Consider the following 15689-nt stretch of genomic DNA (forward strand, 5'->3'; position numbering starts at 1 on the left):
ATAAATTAATCTATTCTTTTAAGTTAGGCTTTTCAAAAAGCAGTCAATTTGGATTATCTGGTTTTTGTTTTCCATAGCTGAGGTTCCTTACTTTTTTGCAGTCGATCAAAAAAGTAACAAAAAAACTCTTTCTTGCTGTGAGGTCTTCCGCTCACTGAAGCGTTTCATATAAATGAATTACCACTAAGGACTAGAGAAAAGCATGCTTTTCAATCCTATTTCACCTCACGACGGTACAGCAAGATGGAACCACAGCCGAGTCACACTGAGCCGTGTCGAAGTGTAGACGATCGGTACTGATTCATGATTTGCTACTGTTTTGTCCTTTTTATATTACGTTCTATTTGCCTATGTTTTTATTTTATTGTGATTGTTGATCGTCGAAGAACAGACTTTCTGCGGCAAGAGGTTGAAGGATTCGTGTGGCACATTAAATAAGCAAGCTTTGTTTTCGTGAGGCTGATCTGATTGGAGTTTAATTAACCGAAGCAAAGTCATGCAGAGGTTCTTAAAAGAATATTCATTCTACTAACAAATGGTAGAATGAATATTAATGTCTGCTTTGTTAGCCTCTCTACGCTATTGGTTTAAAGTAGCCTGAGCATTTTTCATGGCCTCTTCCATTTGCTCATTTACTTTAGTAATGCTTTCCTTTTGCTGCTGGTAGTACTTCATCACTTCGTCATGATTGGTGTTGCCTTCTTGTGGTTCAAATTTATGCATCCAGTCCATCATGGCATCATCAGCAGCTTCTAGTTTTTGAATGGCCTCCTGGTATTTCTCCAGATCACTCTCAGGGGTGGTTTGCTGGTCTTTACCAATGTCATATTTCTCCTGAAGCTTGCCCTTCAGTTTCATTAGGTTGTCCATTTTAGGCATAGCCTCATCATGTACATCCATCACTTCATCATACAAATCTTTTTCCGCTCTTTTTTCCGGCGGAACTTCCTTATTTTCAATTTCTACATCCCTGTTTTCAGTGATTTTGCCCTTTTTACATGCAATTACGGATAGCATTATGAAGATAATAATCTGAATTTTTTTCACTTTTGAGTATATTTAATTCGAGACAAAGGTATCTATAACACCGCTTGCATACAAGAGGTGGTAATAGGCATGCCGCTTATCATATTCATCCCTTTGAACCGATCTTCATTTTTTAATAACTCTATTTAATATGCTTAAAAGTATAACCGGAAAAATTGTTTTATTCAGCGGATTGCTGGTAGTGCTGGCGGTGGCAGGTATCGCCTATCTAAACCAGGATAGTAAAGCTGAAACTGTGGAAAGTGCCACTGTAAACCCTGCCTTTAGTGCCTATATAACTTCATACACGGCAGGTGTAGTGCCTTCCGGTTCAAGCATTCGAATCAGACTAGCTAAAGATGTGGCTGATTCTACTGAGTATGGTAAAGAAATAAAAGAAAAACTGTTTGACTTTTCTCCTTCAATTAAGGGGAAGGCCATCTGGGTAGATTCTCAGACAGCAGAATTTCAGCCTTCAGAAAGGTTAAAGTCCGGAGAGACATATTCGGTAAACTTTCATTTGTCAGAGTTATTAGAGGTGGCTGATGAGCTGGCTACTTTTTCTTATCAATTTCAGATCATAACGCAAAACTATGATGTGAGTGTTGAAAATATTGAAACAGAGGAAGACACAGAGCTTAAAAAGCAAAATATAATAGGGGTGGTGTACACTGCTGATTTTGCAGCTCCTGAAGATGTGGAGAAACTTTTGGAAGCTTCTCAGAAAGGAAGTGCCTTGCCTGTAGTATGGCAACATGCTGAAAATGAGCATCACTTTGTAATCTCTGAAGTAAAACGCTCAGATGAAGAAAGTAAAGTAATACTTAATATGCATGGCGAAGCGATAGGAGTAGATAGAGATGATGAAAAAGAAATTGTAATTCCTGCATTAGGTGATTTTAAAGTCGTAGACGTGCGCGTGGTGCAGAGCCCGAGTCAGTATCTTGTAGTTCAGTTTTCTGATCCTCTTAAGCCTAAGCAAAATCTGGATGGACTTATCACTATAGAAGGTTTAAGCTCTTTAGATTATGATATTAAAGACAATCAAGTATATGTATACCCACCTGTAAGGCAGGCCGGAGATAAGAAAGTGACTATTTCATCGGGCATAAGAAACGTCCTAGATTATAGAATGAAAACCAGTGAAAATCACACTGTTACTTTTGCTCAGGTAAGCCCAGATGTTCGCACAGTGGGTAAAGGCAATATTCTTCCTAGCTCAGATGGGTTAATTCTACCTTTTGAAGCTGTAAGCCTAAAGGCGGTAGATGTGGAAATTATTAAGATTTATGAAAATAACATTATCCAATTTCTGCAAAGCAATGACTTAGGAGGTAATAGATATTTGAGAAGTGTAGGTAGGCCTGTGCTTAGAAAAACAGTACCCTTAAATACTTCAGGTATAGTTGATTTAGGTAAATGGAACCGTTTCACACTTGATCTTGCTGAGTTGATCAGCACGGAGCCTGGAGCCATTTATCAGGTGAGATTGAGCTTTAGAAAATATCAGTCTGTATATTACTGTGGAGAGTCAGAGGCAGAAGAGGATATGCAGCCTTTGGAAGAAATGAATTGGGAGGAAGATGAGCGATTTAATGCTTATGATTCTTATAGATCTTATAATTATAACCCTGATTATAGGTGGAGAGAAAGAGATAATCCTTGCCATGTTTCTTATTATATAGATCATGATCCGGTAATTAAAAATGTATTGGCTTCTGATCTTGGCGTAATTGCTAAGCGAGGCAACAGTGGGGAGCTTAATGTCTGGGTAACTGACCTAAAAACTACTGAACCTAAGGGAGGCGTGAGAGTTGATGTTTACAATTTTCAGCAGCAAGTAATAGGTTCAGCCATAACTGACGCAGATGGTATGATCATCATGGATGTAAAAGAGCGTCCATTTGTAGTGGTAGCTACTGATAAGCAGCAAAAAGGATATCTGAAATTAGATGATGGTTCATCTCTTTCTTTAAGTAATTTCAATGTAAGTGGATCTACCGTACAGGAAGGACTGAAAGGATATATTTATGGAGAAAGAGGCGTGTGGAGACCTGGTGATACCCTGCACCTTACTTTTGTGTTAGAAGATAAGCTTAAGAAAATTCCAGAAACTCACCCTGTGATAATGGAATTGTACAACCCTTCATGGCAATTGGCTCAAAAAACAATTAGAGCCGAAGGTGAAAACGGATTTTATAAGTTCGAGATGGTCACCAGCCCTGATGCTCCTACTGGTAACTGGACTGCTTCAGTAAAAGTGGGCGGTGTAGAGTTTTCTAAAACCCTTAAAATAGAGACAGTAAAACCTAACAGGCTGAAGATAAAGCTTGATTTTGGTAAAGATAAAATTACAAGTAATAATAATCAGGTTAATGGAGATCTTACGGTAAGCTGGCTGCATGGTGCTCCTGCCAGGAACCTTAAAGCGGAATTTGAGATGCTTTTGGCGCCAGCTAAAACATCATTTGAAAAATATCCTGCTTATAATTTTGATGACCCTGCCCGTCACTTTAGCAGTGAGAGTAAAAAAATATTTGAAGGGTACGTTAATGAAGAAGGTAAGGCTACAGTAAATGCCAGTCTGGCTACTCATAATGAAGCCCCTGGTATGCTTAAGGCGTATTTTACAGGTAAGGTATTTGAAGAAGGAGGTAATTTCAGTATTGATAATTTCTCACTGCCTTACTATCCTTACGAAGCATTTGTAGGTATGAAGCTCCCTGAAACGAAAAACTGGAGCAGATTATACTACAATAAAACTAATCAGGTAGATATAGCCACTGTAGATGCAGAAGGAAATCCTGTTTCCAGAAAAAATGTAGAGATAGAAGTTTACCGCTTAGACTGGAGATGGTGGTGGAATCAGGATGGTGAAAACATTGCCAATTATATAAGTAGATCGAGTCTCACTCCTGTAGTAAAAGGAACAGCCAATACTACTAATGGTAAAGGAGTCTTTAATTTTGATCTTGATGACTGGGGTAGATATTACATCCGGGTGTGTGATCCTGTAAGTGGACACTGTACTGGTGAAGTGCATTATACTTCATGGGGAGGTAGTAGAGATGAAATGCCGGGTGGAGCTACTATGCTTACTTTTTCAGCTGATAAAGAGAAGTATCAGGTAGGAGAGGAAGTGTCCCTAAAAATACCAAGCAGTAATAAAGGTAGAGCTTTAGTAAGTATTGAAAATGGAAGCCAGGTATTAGAATCTCACTGGGTAAATACTCAGCAAGGAGAAACCAACTTTGTCTTTGAGGTAACTGAAGAAATGGCGCCTAATATATATGTGTTTGTTACTTTAATTCAAGAGCACAAACAAACTGTTAATGATCTTCCTATCAGGCTTTATGGCGTTATTTCTCTGGGTGTTGAAAATCCTAAAACTATTCTTCAGCCACAAATAGCCATGCCAGATGTGTTGGAGCCAGGTCAGGAAGTGTCCATTACGGTTTCAGAAAAAGACAAGAAGAAAATGACTTTCACCGTAGCGGTGGTAGATGAAGGTCTGTTAGACCTTACTCACTTCCCTACGCCTAATCCATGGGGTTCTTTCTATGCCAGAGAGGCTTTAGGGGTAAAAACCTGGGATCTTTTTGATTATGTAATGGGATCTTTTGGTGGAAAAGTGGAGCGCCTGCTAGCCATAGGTGGTGATGAAGAAGGAACCAAAAATGCTACAGCTAAAGCCAATAGGTTTAAGCCAGTAGTGAAATATATGGGGCCTTTCACTATAGAGCCAGGAGAATCTAAAACGCATAAGTTTACTATGCCTCAGTATGTGGGCTCTGTAAGAACTATGGTGGTAGCGGGTAATCAAGGAGCTTATGGTAATGCGGAAAAAGCTACGCCGGTAAGACAAGCGCTGATGGTGCTGGGTACGCTGCCAAGGGTATTAGGGCCTGATGAGGTGGTTAAACTGCCTGTTACGGTTTTTGCTGCCGAGAAAAAAGTGAAAAACGTAAAAGTGCAGATCGAAGCAAATGAATTGTTTGAGATAGTGGGTGGTGCTTCTAAAAATATCACTTTTAATGAAGTAGGCGAGCAAGTAGTGTACTTTGATTTGAAGGTGAAATCTAAACTAGGCATCGGGAAGGTTAAAATTAATGCCAGTGGAGCCGGAGAGAGATCACATGCTGATATTGAGCTGGATGTTAGAAATCCTAACCCTCCTATGACTAAAGTAATAGACGTTTTACTTCAGCAAGGCGAAGATTGGAATACCAATTTTGAAGCAATAGGTATGGCAGGAACTAACCTGGCTACTTTAGAGGTATCTAACATACCACCTATTAACCTTCAAAAGAGGTTGAAATATCTTATTCAATATCCTCATGGTTGTATTGAGCAGACTACCTCATCAGTATTTCCTCAGTTGTATCTGTCATCTATGATGAAGCTGGATGAGAAAGAAAAACAAAAGATAGAAAGAAATATAAATGCAGGCATAAGTCGCTTAAGATCATTCCAAAAGAGTGATGGCGGTTTCTCCTACTGGCCAGGAGGTGAAGACTCTAATAGCTGGGGTTCATCTTATGCTGGTCATTTCTTAATAGAGGCTGAGAAGAGAGGTTATAGTGTGCCCACTGATATTATCCGTAAATGGAAAAGATATCAGAGAAGAAAGGCTGCTGAGTGGAGAAATAATAATGGATATTACTCTAGTGACCTGATGCAAGCCTACAGGCTTTATACACTGGCACTGGCTGGTGCACCGGAAACAGGAGCAATGAACAGGTTGAGAGAAGAAGGCAACCTTAGTGTAAGTGCCGCCTGGAGGTTAGCAGCTGCATATGCAAAAGCAGGGCAGAAAGAGGCAGCTCAAAAGCTGGTTAGTAATCTTTCTACTACAGTGAAAGATTACCGCGAGTTGGGTTACTCTTATGGATCTTCCTTGAGAGATGAGGCCATGATATTAGAAACTTTAAGCTTGTTGGGTAATCAGAAGCAAGCCTTTAGTTTATTGAAAAGAGTTTCAGAAAGAATGGCATCAGATCAATGGATGAGTACTCAAACTACGGCATACTGTCTTATATCAATAGGACACTTTACAGGTAATGAAAAAGGAACCAAAGCCATAAAATACACTTATACTGTTAATTCTGGTAAAGCCGTGACTGCAAGTACGGAGTTGCCATTGGCACAGTCAGAATTAGATATGAAGGAAACAAGTACTAATTCGCTCAAGGTTCAAAATGATTCTGAAGGAATTCTGTATGCACGTATAATACTAGAGGGTACTCCGGTGAGGGGAAAAGAAGAGGCATCTTCTAATAACCTAAAGATGAGAGTAGAGTATATGACCACTAATGGAGATCCTATTGATCCTTCTCATCTGCAGCAAGGTACAGACTTTGTCGCAGAGGTTACAGTAGTTAACCCTGGTCTAAGGGGGAGGTATGAAAATCTTGCTTTATCTCAAATATTCCCTTCCGGATGGGAAATTCATAATGCCAGGTTAAATGATATGGATCAGTTCACAGCTGGAGATGTTCCCGATTATCAGGATATTCGTGATGATAGAGTGTATACCTATTTTGCTTTGAAACGTAATCAAAGCAAGACTTTCCGTATTCTATTAAATGCCAGCTATCAAGGTACTTATTATATGCCAGCCATTCAATGTGAGGCCATGTATGATAACAGCATTAGCGCCACACTAAAAGGTAAAGAGGTGGAAGTGGTGAAAGCAGGAGGTATTCAATGATGAGATAATAAGTTGAAATTATAGACATGCAAAAGCCTTGATCAGTTAATACTGATCAAGGCTTTTTTTTTCTTCAGTAGAGGTAGTGTTTTGCTCTTTTAAAATGGCTTTGGCCTTTTCCTTAATAATATCAGCTACTGGTTTTTGCTGTATTTTACTTTCCAGCCATTCTATTATATCAAAATACACAAAGGCCCTTTTTTCATAAGGGTTGTTTTTTAATGACAGCAATTGGCTTCTTAGCTTTATGAATTCAGGTATCAGCTGACTTTCCTTAAATTGATAACTCAGTTTTTTAAGGAAATTGAGAATGTATTTCTGAAAGTTATGTAAGTCATCCTTCTTCAATAAAAAGCGATAAGTAGAGCGGATGTAGTAGTCAATTACATCAACATTGCCCAGCTCATAGTGGCTGATCAGGTTCAGTATCCGGGCAAAGGAGTGAACATCTTCTCTGATATCTACATTTTCAGAATTTATTATGCGGTTAAGATAAAATATGGCTTCATTATAATCTCCATTGCCAAAATACAAGCAGCTGGTTTTGTAATACATGATCAGCTTAGAGTGGCTGTCTAACAGTGAAGTGAAATGTTCCAGGCCGGTTTTAATTTTTTTCATAAGTGCCACACCAATATCAAAATCACCCAGCATAAAAAAGCGATTGAACTCATGCACATAAGTGTATTTAATGAGTCTCAGCCTGATGTTTTCGTTCATTACGTTTTTAGGAAACTGCCTTATTTCTCTCAGCTGCCGGGTGGTTTGTACAAACTCATAATACCTGAACTGCTTATATTGAGCAATCAATAAATTGTTGAGCGCTCTTATGTAGGCTTCCACTTTAGAAGTACGGATTTGCTTATGCTCATCAAAAAGGTCAACACACTTTTTTGCATATAAATATCCGTTTTCAGTATCCTGAATAAAGAAGTAATAACCCACGTACAGGTTGTATAAGTTAAGCTTTTCGTCTAAAGAGAGCTTTTTCTCATCATAAGCAGGCATGCTGGTGTTAAACATGCGTCTTAATTGGTCGAAATCACTTTCGTTTCTAATAAAGCCTATTTTTAGGTAGAGCGCGTTGAGCTTAGCTGCCAGATTGGTGAAAATATTGATGTTGTTAATGCGGTTATTAGTATCCTGCACTTCTTCGATAATCCGGTTAACCCGCACCTGATTACCTGGCCCTACGGTTTGGTTAATTACGTTTTTCTCCCATTTCAGTATCTCTAGCTGCAGTTCTAAATTACCGGTTTTTAAAGCTTGTTTTTTGGCCTTTTTTAAAATGGAAGCACACTGATCATACAGACTTCTGTTAAAGAGAATCTGGGCATAATCTATCATCTCTCGTATCTGAATGTCTATTACAGAGCTTTGGTTGTACTGTCTTATGCTTTGTAATATTTTTTTATATAAGTGAGATTTCAGATTAGAGAGCTGTGCCGGGTTAAGGTCGGGCGCTTTTTTCAGTAACTCATTGTCATCGAAGGATTTCTGATTGTCAATAAGGTCAAATAATCGAACGTATTTCTTGCTTGAGCTGTCATTTTCTGAGCTTACAGATACCTTGAAATATCGCTTTTCACTTTTCTTAAGCGATTTTATAAGTAAAAATAAAACATCTGATTTCTCTTTAGACATCGTAAATATATTGAATTAAAAAAACGCTTATATGGCAATTATAAGCAATTTATAAGGAAAATAGTAAGGTTTAGAAATTGTATTTACTGCTTAATTAGGTAAGGCCAAAGCATACATACTCCTTACATTTGATGTCAATAAATTGTAACGGAACCATTTTAATATGAACAACAGAATCCAAATTTTTGATACTACTTTAAGAGATGGCGAGCAAGTGCCAGGCTGTGGCTTGTCTAAAAATGAAAAGATAACAATAGCAAAAGCACTTGAAGAGCTGGGAGTGGACGTGATAGAGGCTGGTTTCCCTATATCTAGTCCGGGAGACTTTAAGTCTGTGGAAGCTGTTTCTAAAGAAGTAAAAGATGTTACGGTTTGTGCTCTTTCCAGAGCGGTAGAAAAAGATATTGAAGTAGCAGCTGAAGCTGTGAAGTATGCCAAGAGGCCAAGAATACATACAGGTATTGGTACTTCTGATCAGCATGTGTTTACTAAAATCAAAACTACCAGAGAAGATATTTTGGTAAGAGCAGAAGGATGTGTGAAGTATGCAAAGAAATTTGTTGAAGATGTAGAATTCTACGCAGAAGATGCGGGCCGTACTGATAATGAATTCCTTGCTAAAGTGATTCAGGTAGCCGTAAATGCAGGTGCTACTGTGGTTAATATTCCTGATACTACAGGGTATTGTTTGCCTGAAGAATATGGTAAGAAAATAAAATTCCTTTGTGATAATGTAATAGGTATAGAAAATGTAGCTATTTCTACGCACTGTCATAATGATTTAGGTTTGGCCACTGCTAATAGTGTTGAAGCCATTAAAAACGGTGCTCGCCAGGTAGAGTGTACCATTAACGGTATTGGAGAAAGAGCAGGAAACACTTCATTAGAAGAAGTGGTAATGATCTTGAAAAAACATAACTGGTTAAACTACCAAACAGGTATAGATAGCACTAAAATCTATCCTATCAGTCAGCTGGTTTCTTCTACTATGAATATGCCTGTGCAGCCTAACAAGGCTATTGTGGGTAGCAATGCTTTTGCTCACTCATCAGGTATTCACCAGGATGGTGTAATCAAAAACAGAGATAACTATGAGATCATTGCTCCTGAAGAAGTAGGTGTAAATGAGTCTTCTATCATTCTTACTGCTCGTAGCGGTAGAGCTGCTTTGAACTTCAGAATGGGTAAAATTGGCGTTCAGCTTAGCAAAGACGAGTTGGAAAGCGTTTATGAAAAATTCCTTGAAGTAGCTGACAGAGTAAGCGTAGTGAATGATGCTGAGCTTAAGAACTTGGTGAGTCAATACTTAATCACCAATACAAACTTTTAATTTTTTAATATTTCGATGGCAAAAACACTATTCGATAAGATTTGGGACAAGCATGTGGTTCAGGAGATTGAAAACGGACCGCAGGTTGTATATATAGACCGTCATTTTATACATGAGGTTACCAGCCCACAGGCATTTGCAGGGCTAAAAAGAAGAGGTATTGGCGTATTCCGTCCTGAGCAGACGGTAGCCACAGCTGATCATAACGTTCCTACTATGAATCAGCATTTACCTATTAAAGACCAGCTCTCACGTCACCAGGTAGAGACTTTGGTGAAAAACTGTGATGAGTTTGGCGTAGAGCTTTATGGCTTAGGGCACCCTTTTCAGGGGAATCGTTCACGTAATAGGGCCAGAGTTGGGAATCACTCAGCCTGGAATGACTATTGTTTGTGGAGATAGCCACACTTCTACTCACGGAGCTTTTGGAAACATCGCTTTCGGTATAGGTACTAGTGAAGTAGAGCAGGTTTTTGCTACTCAGTGTATCCTTCAGAAGAAGCCTAAAACCATGAAAATTCAGGTGGATGGCAAGCTTAAAAATGGAGTGCTTTCTAAAGATATTGTTTTATACATTATCTCTCAGATCACTACTGGTGGAGGTACCGGATATTTCATAGAGTTCTGTGGTTCGGCCATAGAGTCACTATCTATGGAAGCGCGTATGACTATCTGTAACATGAGTATAGAGATGGGAGCCAGAGGCGGAATGATCGCTCCTGATGAGATCACCTTCTCTTATTTAAAAGGTAAAAAATTCGCTCCTCAGGGAGAAGAGTGGGAAGAAAAACTCGCTTACTGGAAAACATTAAAAACAGACCCTGAAGCTAAGTTTGATAAAGAATATCATTTCAAAGCAGAAGATATAGAACCTATGATCACCTACGGTACTAACCCTGGAATGGGTATTGGTATCACGCAGAGCATCCCTGGTGGTAACGGTCAGGCCAGCGCCGGACTTAAAAAATCACTGGAGTACATGGATCTGCAAGGTGGAACTCAACTGTTGGGTAAAAAAATTGACTATGTATTTATAGGTAGCTGTACTAATTCTCGCATTGAAGACCTAAGACTGGTAGCTAACCTGGTTAAAGGCAGGAAAAAAGCAGAGCATGTAAATGCTATGATTATCCCTGGTTCCAGACAAGTAGAAGATCAGGCTAAAGCCGAAGGTATCGATAAAATATTGGCTGAAGCTGGTTTTGAGCTTCGCCAGCCAGGTTGTTCTGCCTGTTTAGGTATGAATGAAGACAAGGTGCCAAGAGGAAAATATTGTGTTTCTACCTCTAACAGAAACTTTGAAGGCCGTCAAGGTCCTGGAGCCAGAACTATGCTGGCCAGCCCGCTTACAGCAGCTGCGGCAGCCCTTAATGGCTATATAACTGATGTTAGAGAAATGATAGAAGACTAAAATTAGAAATGGATAAATTCGATACATTAATATCAACTTGTGTTCCTATTCCTTTTCAGGATATAGATACTGACCAGATCATACCGGCAAGGTTTCTTAAGGCTACTACCAGAGAGGGCTTTGGCGATAATCTATTTTGTGACTGGCGCTATGATGATAAGGGAAATCCTAATGAAGACTTTGTTTTGAATAAAGATACTTATTCAGGAAAAGTGCTGGTAGCGGGAAAGAATTTTGGTTGTGGTTCTAGTAGAGAGCACGCTGCCTGGGCTATTTATGACTACGGTTTCAAAGTAGTGGTAAGCAGCTTTTTTGCAGATATTTTTAAGAATAATGCCCTGAATAACGGCTTGCTGCCTGTTCAGGTAACTGATGAATTTTTAGAAAAGATTTTTGAAGCTATAGAGGCTGATCCTAATACGGAAGTGAAAGTAGATCTTGATACGCAAACCGTAACATTAGTAGGTTCAGATATAAGTGAGGAGTTTGAAATTAACCCTTACAAAAAGCACTGCCTTAAAAATGGTTTTGATGATATAGATTTTCTGCTGAGTAACCTGGATAAGGTGAAGGCTTACGAATCTGATAGTATAATGAAATAATGATGGGTGAAACAAGCCTCCCGTAGGATTATTGGGTTTAGGTTGACCTACTTACGGGGGCTGTTTCTTTTAGCAAATATAAGAATGAAGAAAAAAATAGCAATATTGCCTGGTGATGGCATAGGGCCTGAAGTTACAAAGCAGGCGTTAAAGTCACTTAAATCTATAGAGGAGGCCTTTGGCCATGAGTTTACTTATACAGAGGCTCATGTGGGTGCTGCTGCTATAGATGCTACAGGCGATCCTTTTCCTCAACAGACTGAAGATGTTTGCCGTGATGCAGACGCCATATTGTTTGGTGCTATCGGTGATCCTAAATATGATAATGATCCTAAAGCTAAAGTAAGACCTGAGCAAGGATTATTGGCTATGCGTAAAAAGCTTAACCTTTTTGCTAACGTAAGGCCAGTGAAAAGTTATGATGCACTGCTTTCTAAGTCACCGTTAAAAGAGAGTATTATTAAAGGTACTGATTTTGTGGTATTCAGAGAGCTAACAGGTGGTATCTACTTCGGTCAGCCAAGAGGAAGATCAGAAGACGGTAACCAGGCATTTGATACTTGTAATTATAGCAAAGAAGAAATTACCAGGATAGCTAAGCTGGCTTTTGAGGCAGCTGGTAACAGAGGTAAAAAAGTAACGCTGGTAGATAAAGCTAACGTTTTGGCTACCTCAAGACTTTGGAGAGAAACCGTTCAAGAAATGGCTTCTGATTATCCTGATATACAGTTAGACTTCATGTTTGTAGATAATGCAGCCATGAAAATCATCCAAAATCCTAAAGATTTTGATGTAGTGCTTACTGAAAATATGTTTGGAGATATCATTACTGATGAGGCTTCTGTAATTGCAGGCTCCTTAGGTATGTTACCTTCAGCGTCTATTGGTACTGCACAAAGCCTTTTTGAGCCTATTCATGGTTCATATCCTCAGGCAGCAGGTAAAGACATAGCTAATCCTTTTGGAGCTATTCTTTCGGCAGCCATGCTTTTAGAATATTCTTTTGGTTTGGTAGAGGAGAGTAAAGCTATTCAAGATGCCGTACTTAAAGCGGTAGACGATGGTTTTGTTACTGAAGATATAGATAGAGAGAACCCGGTAGGAACGGAAGAGGTAGGAGACAAGGTGGCTGCTTATATCAAGGAAATGTTAGCAGTGTAAAAGTGGCCATGAAAAAAAACATACCACAGCGTTGTTATTTAAAAAACTATTTGGTTAGCTTTAAATCAAAGAGCGAAAATGAAAAGCATAAACATCAATATTTCCCTGATTATTATTAGCGTCGTGGTGAGAACCATGCGGGATTGGTGATGCTATGCCTATAAAATTATATAGAGCGCCAATCCTATCAAGGGTTGGCGCTTTTTTTATGATTAAAATTTAAAAGCCATGTATTACAACAACGACACTATCGTCTTCCAAAATGGCCAATGGCTAAAGGCTAAAGATGCCACAGCCACCATGTATAACCAAACACTACACTACGGTATAGGGGTGTTTGAGGGTATAAGATCATACAAAAATGTAAATGGCTGCAATATATTCAGAGCTAAAGAGCATTATGATCGTCTGCTGTATTCTGCATCTAAAATGCATATAGAGCTGCCCTATTCGATAGAGGAACTGGTGAGTATCACCTATGAGTTGTTGGATAAAAATTAACCTTACTGATGCTTACATCAGGCCATTGGTTTATCAGGGTATGAATATGGCGCTTACGCCAGCTGCTGAAACCAATGTCTTTATAGGAGCATGGGAGTGGGCCAAATATCTTGGCAACGGACCATTAAACGTAATGATCTCTTCTTACCAAAGGCCTAACCCTAAATCTTGTGTAATGGAAGCCAAAGTGGTAGGGCATTATACTAACTCTGTTTTGGCTACCACAGAAGCTAAAAAGCTGGGTTATGATGAGGCTTTATTATTAGACATACATGGTAATGTGGCTCAGGGGCCGGGAGCGAATTTCTTTTTTGAAAAAGATGGTGTGTTGTACACTCCTCCTGCTGGTAACATTTTACCAGGCATAACCAGAGCTACTATTATGGAATTAGCCAAAGAGCTGGAAATAAGAGTAATAGAAAAGCATTTTACAGTAGATGAAGTGTATGGTGCTGATAATGCATTTTTTGCAGGTACAGCGGTGGAAATAACACCTATAGGAGCTATTAACGGAGATAAATTTAAAGGTAACTGGGATGAATCTGCCGGTAACAGCTTGTATATGATGTATCGTACCAAAGTGCAGCATAATGAATATCAAGGACTTACAATAGTATAGATAAATGTCAGAAAATCTCAATAAATACAGTAAAGCAGTAACGCAAGACCCTACGCAGCCCGCCGCTCAGGCTATGCTGCATGCCATAGGGTTAACAGATGAAGACTTAAAAAAGCCTCAAATAGGGGTGGTGAGCACAGGGTATGAAGGAAACCCCTGTAACATGCACCTGAATGACCTGGCTAAGGTGGCTAAAGAAAGTATCAATAAAGAAGAACTGATAGGCCTTATCTTTAATACTATCGGTGTAAGTGATGGTATTTCTATGGGTACACCGGGTATGAGGTACAGCTTGCCATCAAGAGATATTATAGCAGATTCTATTGAGGTGGTGGTGAACGCACAGTCTTATGATGGTGTAGTAACCGTAGTAGGGTGTGATAAAAATATGCCTGGAGCTATGATAGCTATGGGCCGATTAAACAGGCCGGGAATATTGATATATGGCGGAACCATAGCTCCCGGATGTTATAAAGATAAGAAACTGGACGTGGTAAGTGCTTTTGAGGCACTTGGTCAAAAAATAGCAGGCTCTATCTCTGAAGAAGATTTCAGCGGAGTGGTACATAACGCATGCCCGGGAGCAGGAGCTTGTGGAGGTATGTATACTGCTAATACTATTGCTTCGGCCATAGAAATGCTGGGTATGAGTTTGCCTTATGGCTCTTCTAATCCTGCCACTAGTGGTGAGAAAGATGATGAATGCTCTCGAATAGGAGCAGCCATGAAAAGACTGATAGAGCTGGATCTGAAACCTAGAGACATAGTTACTCGCAAGTCTTTTGAAAACGCAGTAAAGCTGGTTACAGTGCTCGGAGGATCTACTAATGCTGTATTGCACCTGTTGGCAATAGCAAAGGCCTTTGAAATTGATTTTGATATTAATGATTTTCAGAAAATAGGTAATAGCACCCCATTCCTGGCAGATCTTAAACCAAGTGGTAAGTACCTGATGGAAGATTTGCATAAGCACGGTGGTGTACCAGCGGTAATGAAACTGATGCTTAAAGAGGGCATTATAGATGGTAGCTGCATGACAGTAACAGGTAAAACTTTAGCAGAAAATTTAGAAGAGCTACCTGAGTTGCCTGCAGAGCAGGATATCATTCGCCCTTTCTCTGATCCTATTAAAAAGACAGGACATATCAGGATTTTGCGCGGTAATCTGGCTCCTGATGGAGGTGTGGCCAAAATCACTGGTAAAGAGAGGAGAAGTATTTGAAGGTCCGGCTCACATTTTTGATAGTGAGTATGATGCTAATGATGGTATCAGAAACGGAGAAGTAAAAGCTGGAGAAGTGGTGGTTATCCGCTATGAAGGGCCTAAAGGAGGGCCAGGCATGCCGGAAATGCTTAAGCCTACTGCAGCTATAATGGGTGCCGGCTTAGGTAAATCAGTGGCACTGATAACTGATGGAAGATTTTCAGGAGGTACGCATGGTTTCGTGGTAGGCCATATCACTCCTGAGGCGCAAGATGGGGACCCATCGCTTTGGTGGAGAATGGAGACATGATCCGCATAGACGCTACCAATGACACCATAGAGGTGCTGGTAGATGAAGAAACAATGAAAACAAGAAAGCAAAAATGGATAGCTCCACCGTTAAAAAAGACAAGTGGAGTATTATATAAATATTCAAAAAGTGTTTCATCTGCATCTTTAGGGTGCATAACTGATCTTTAAT

At 39.5% G+C, this 15689-nt stretch carries 8 protein-coding genes and 2 pseudogenes; 8 read left to right on the top strand and 2 right to left on the bottom strand.

Going from position 1 to position 15689, the window contains the following annotated elements; translation table 11 throughout:
- Positions 1 to 579: 579 nt before the first annotated feature.
- Entirely contained in the window at positions 580 to 1047 is a 468-nt protein-coding gene (locus LVD15_RS12350; RefSeq protein ID WP_233780632.1) for a hypothetical protein, read from the bottom strand.
- A gap of 130 nt (positions 1048 to 1177) precedes the next feature.
- On the opposite strand from LVD15_RS12350, the gene LVD15_RS12355 reads away from it, so the two are divergent.
- A complete protein-coding gene (locus LVD15_RS12355) occupies positions 1178 to 6736 on the top strand; it encodes an alpha-2-macroglobulin family protein (protein WP_233780633.1) in 5559 nt (1852 codons plus the stop codon).
- A 45-nt stretch (positions 6737 to 6781) separates the two neighbouring features.
- Here LVD15_RS12355 and LVD15_RS12360 read toward each other — a convergent pair whose 3' ends face one another.
- Positions 6782 to 8380, bottom strand: coding sequence for a hypothetical protein (locus LVD15_RS12360; protein ID WP_233780634.1), 1599 nt, complete (start codon positions 8378 to 8380; stop codon positions 6782 to 6784).
- Positions 8381 to 8543: 163 nt separating this feature from the next.
- Here LVD15_RS12360 and LVD15_RS12365 point away from each other — a divergent pair, with 163 nt between their 5' ends.
- From LVD15_RS12365 to ilvD, 7 genes and pseudogenes are all read left to right on the top strand, one after another.
- Positions 8544 to 9710 (top strand): 2-isopropylmalate synthase, encoded by a 1167-nt coding sequence (locus tag LVD15_RS12365; RefSeq protein WP_233780635.1) that lies wholly within the window; start codon positions 8544 to 8546, stop codon positions 9708 to 9710.
- Positions 9711 to 9725: 15 nt separating this feature from the next.
- Positions 9726 to 11121, top strand: a pseudogene (gene leuC / locus LVD15_RS12370) (3-isopropylmalate dehydratase large subunit).
- Between the two features lie 8 nt (positions 11122 to 11129).
- Positions 11130 to 11723 carry a 3-isopropylmalate dehydratase small subunit gene (gene leuD / locus LVD15_RS12375; protein WP_233780636.1) on the top strand — a complete coding sequence of 198 codons (594 nt, stop codon included), beginning with the start codon at positions 11130 to 11132 and terminating at the stop codon, positions 11721 to 11723.
- 84 nt (positions 11724 to 11807) lie between these two features.
- Positions 11808 to 12884, top strand: coding sequence for a 3-isopropylmalate dehydrogenase (gene leuB, locus LVD15_RS12380; protein WP_233780637.1), 1077 nt, complete (start codon positions 11808 to 11810; stop codon positions 12882 to 12884).
- A 228-nt stretch (positions 12885 to 13112) separates the two neighbouring features.
- Complete coding sequence (locus tag LVD15_RS26855) at positions 13113 to 13385, top strand: aminotransferase class IV (protein ID WP_255763395.1); 273 nt, start codon at positions 13113 to 13115, stop codon at positions 13383 to 13385.
- A complete protein-coding gene (locus LVD15_RS12385) occupies positions 13363 to 14004 on the top strand; it encodes an aminotransferase class IV (RefSeq protein ID WP_255763396.1) in 642 nt (213 codons plus the stop codon). Before LVD15_RS26855 ends, LVD15_RS12385 begins: the two co-directional genes overlap by 23 nt.
- 4 nt (positions 14005 to 14008) lie before the next feature.
- A pseudogene (gene ilvD / locus LVD15_RS12390) lies at positions 14009 to 15688 on the top strand (dihydroxy-acid dehydratase).
- Position 15689 lies beyond the last annotated feature (1 nt).

The sequence above is a fragment of the Fulvivirga maritima genome (genome assembly GCF_021389955.1).
Taxonomy (GTDB): Bacteria; Bacteroidota; Bacteroidia; order Cytophagales; family Cyclobacteriaceae; genus Fulvivirga; species Fulvivirga maritima.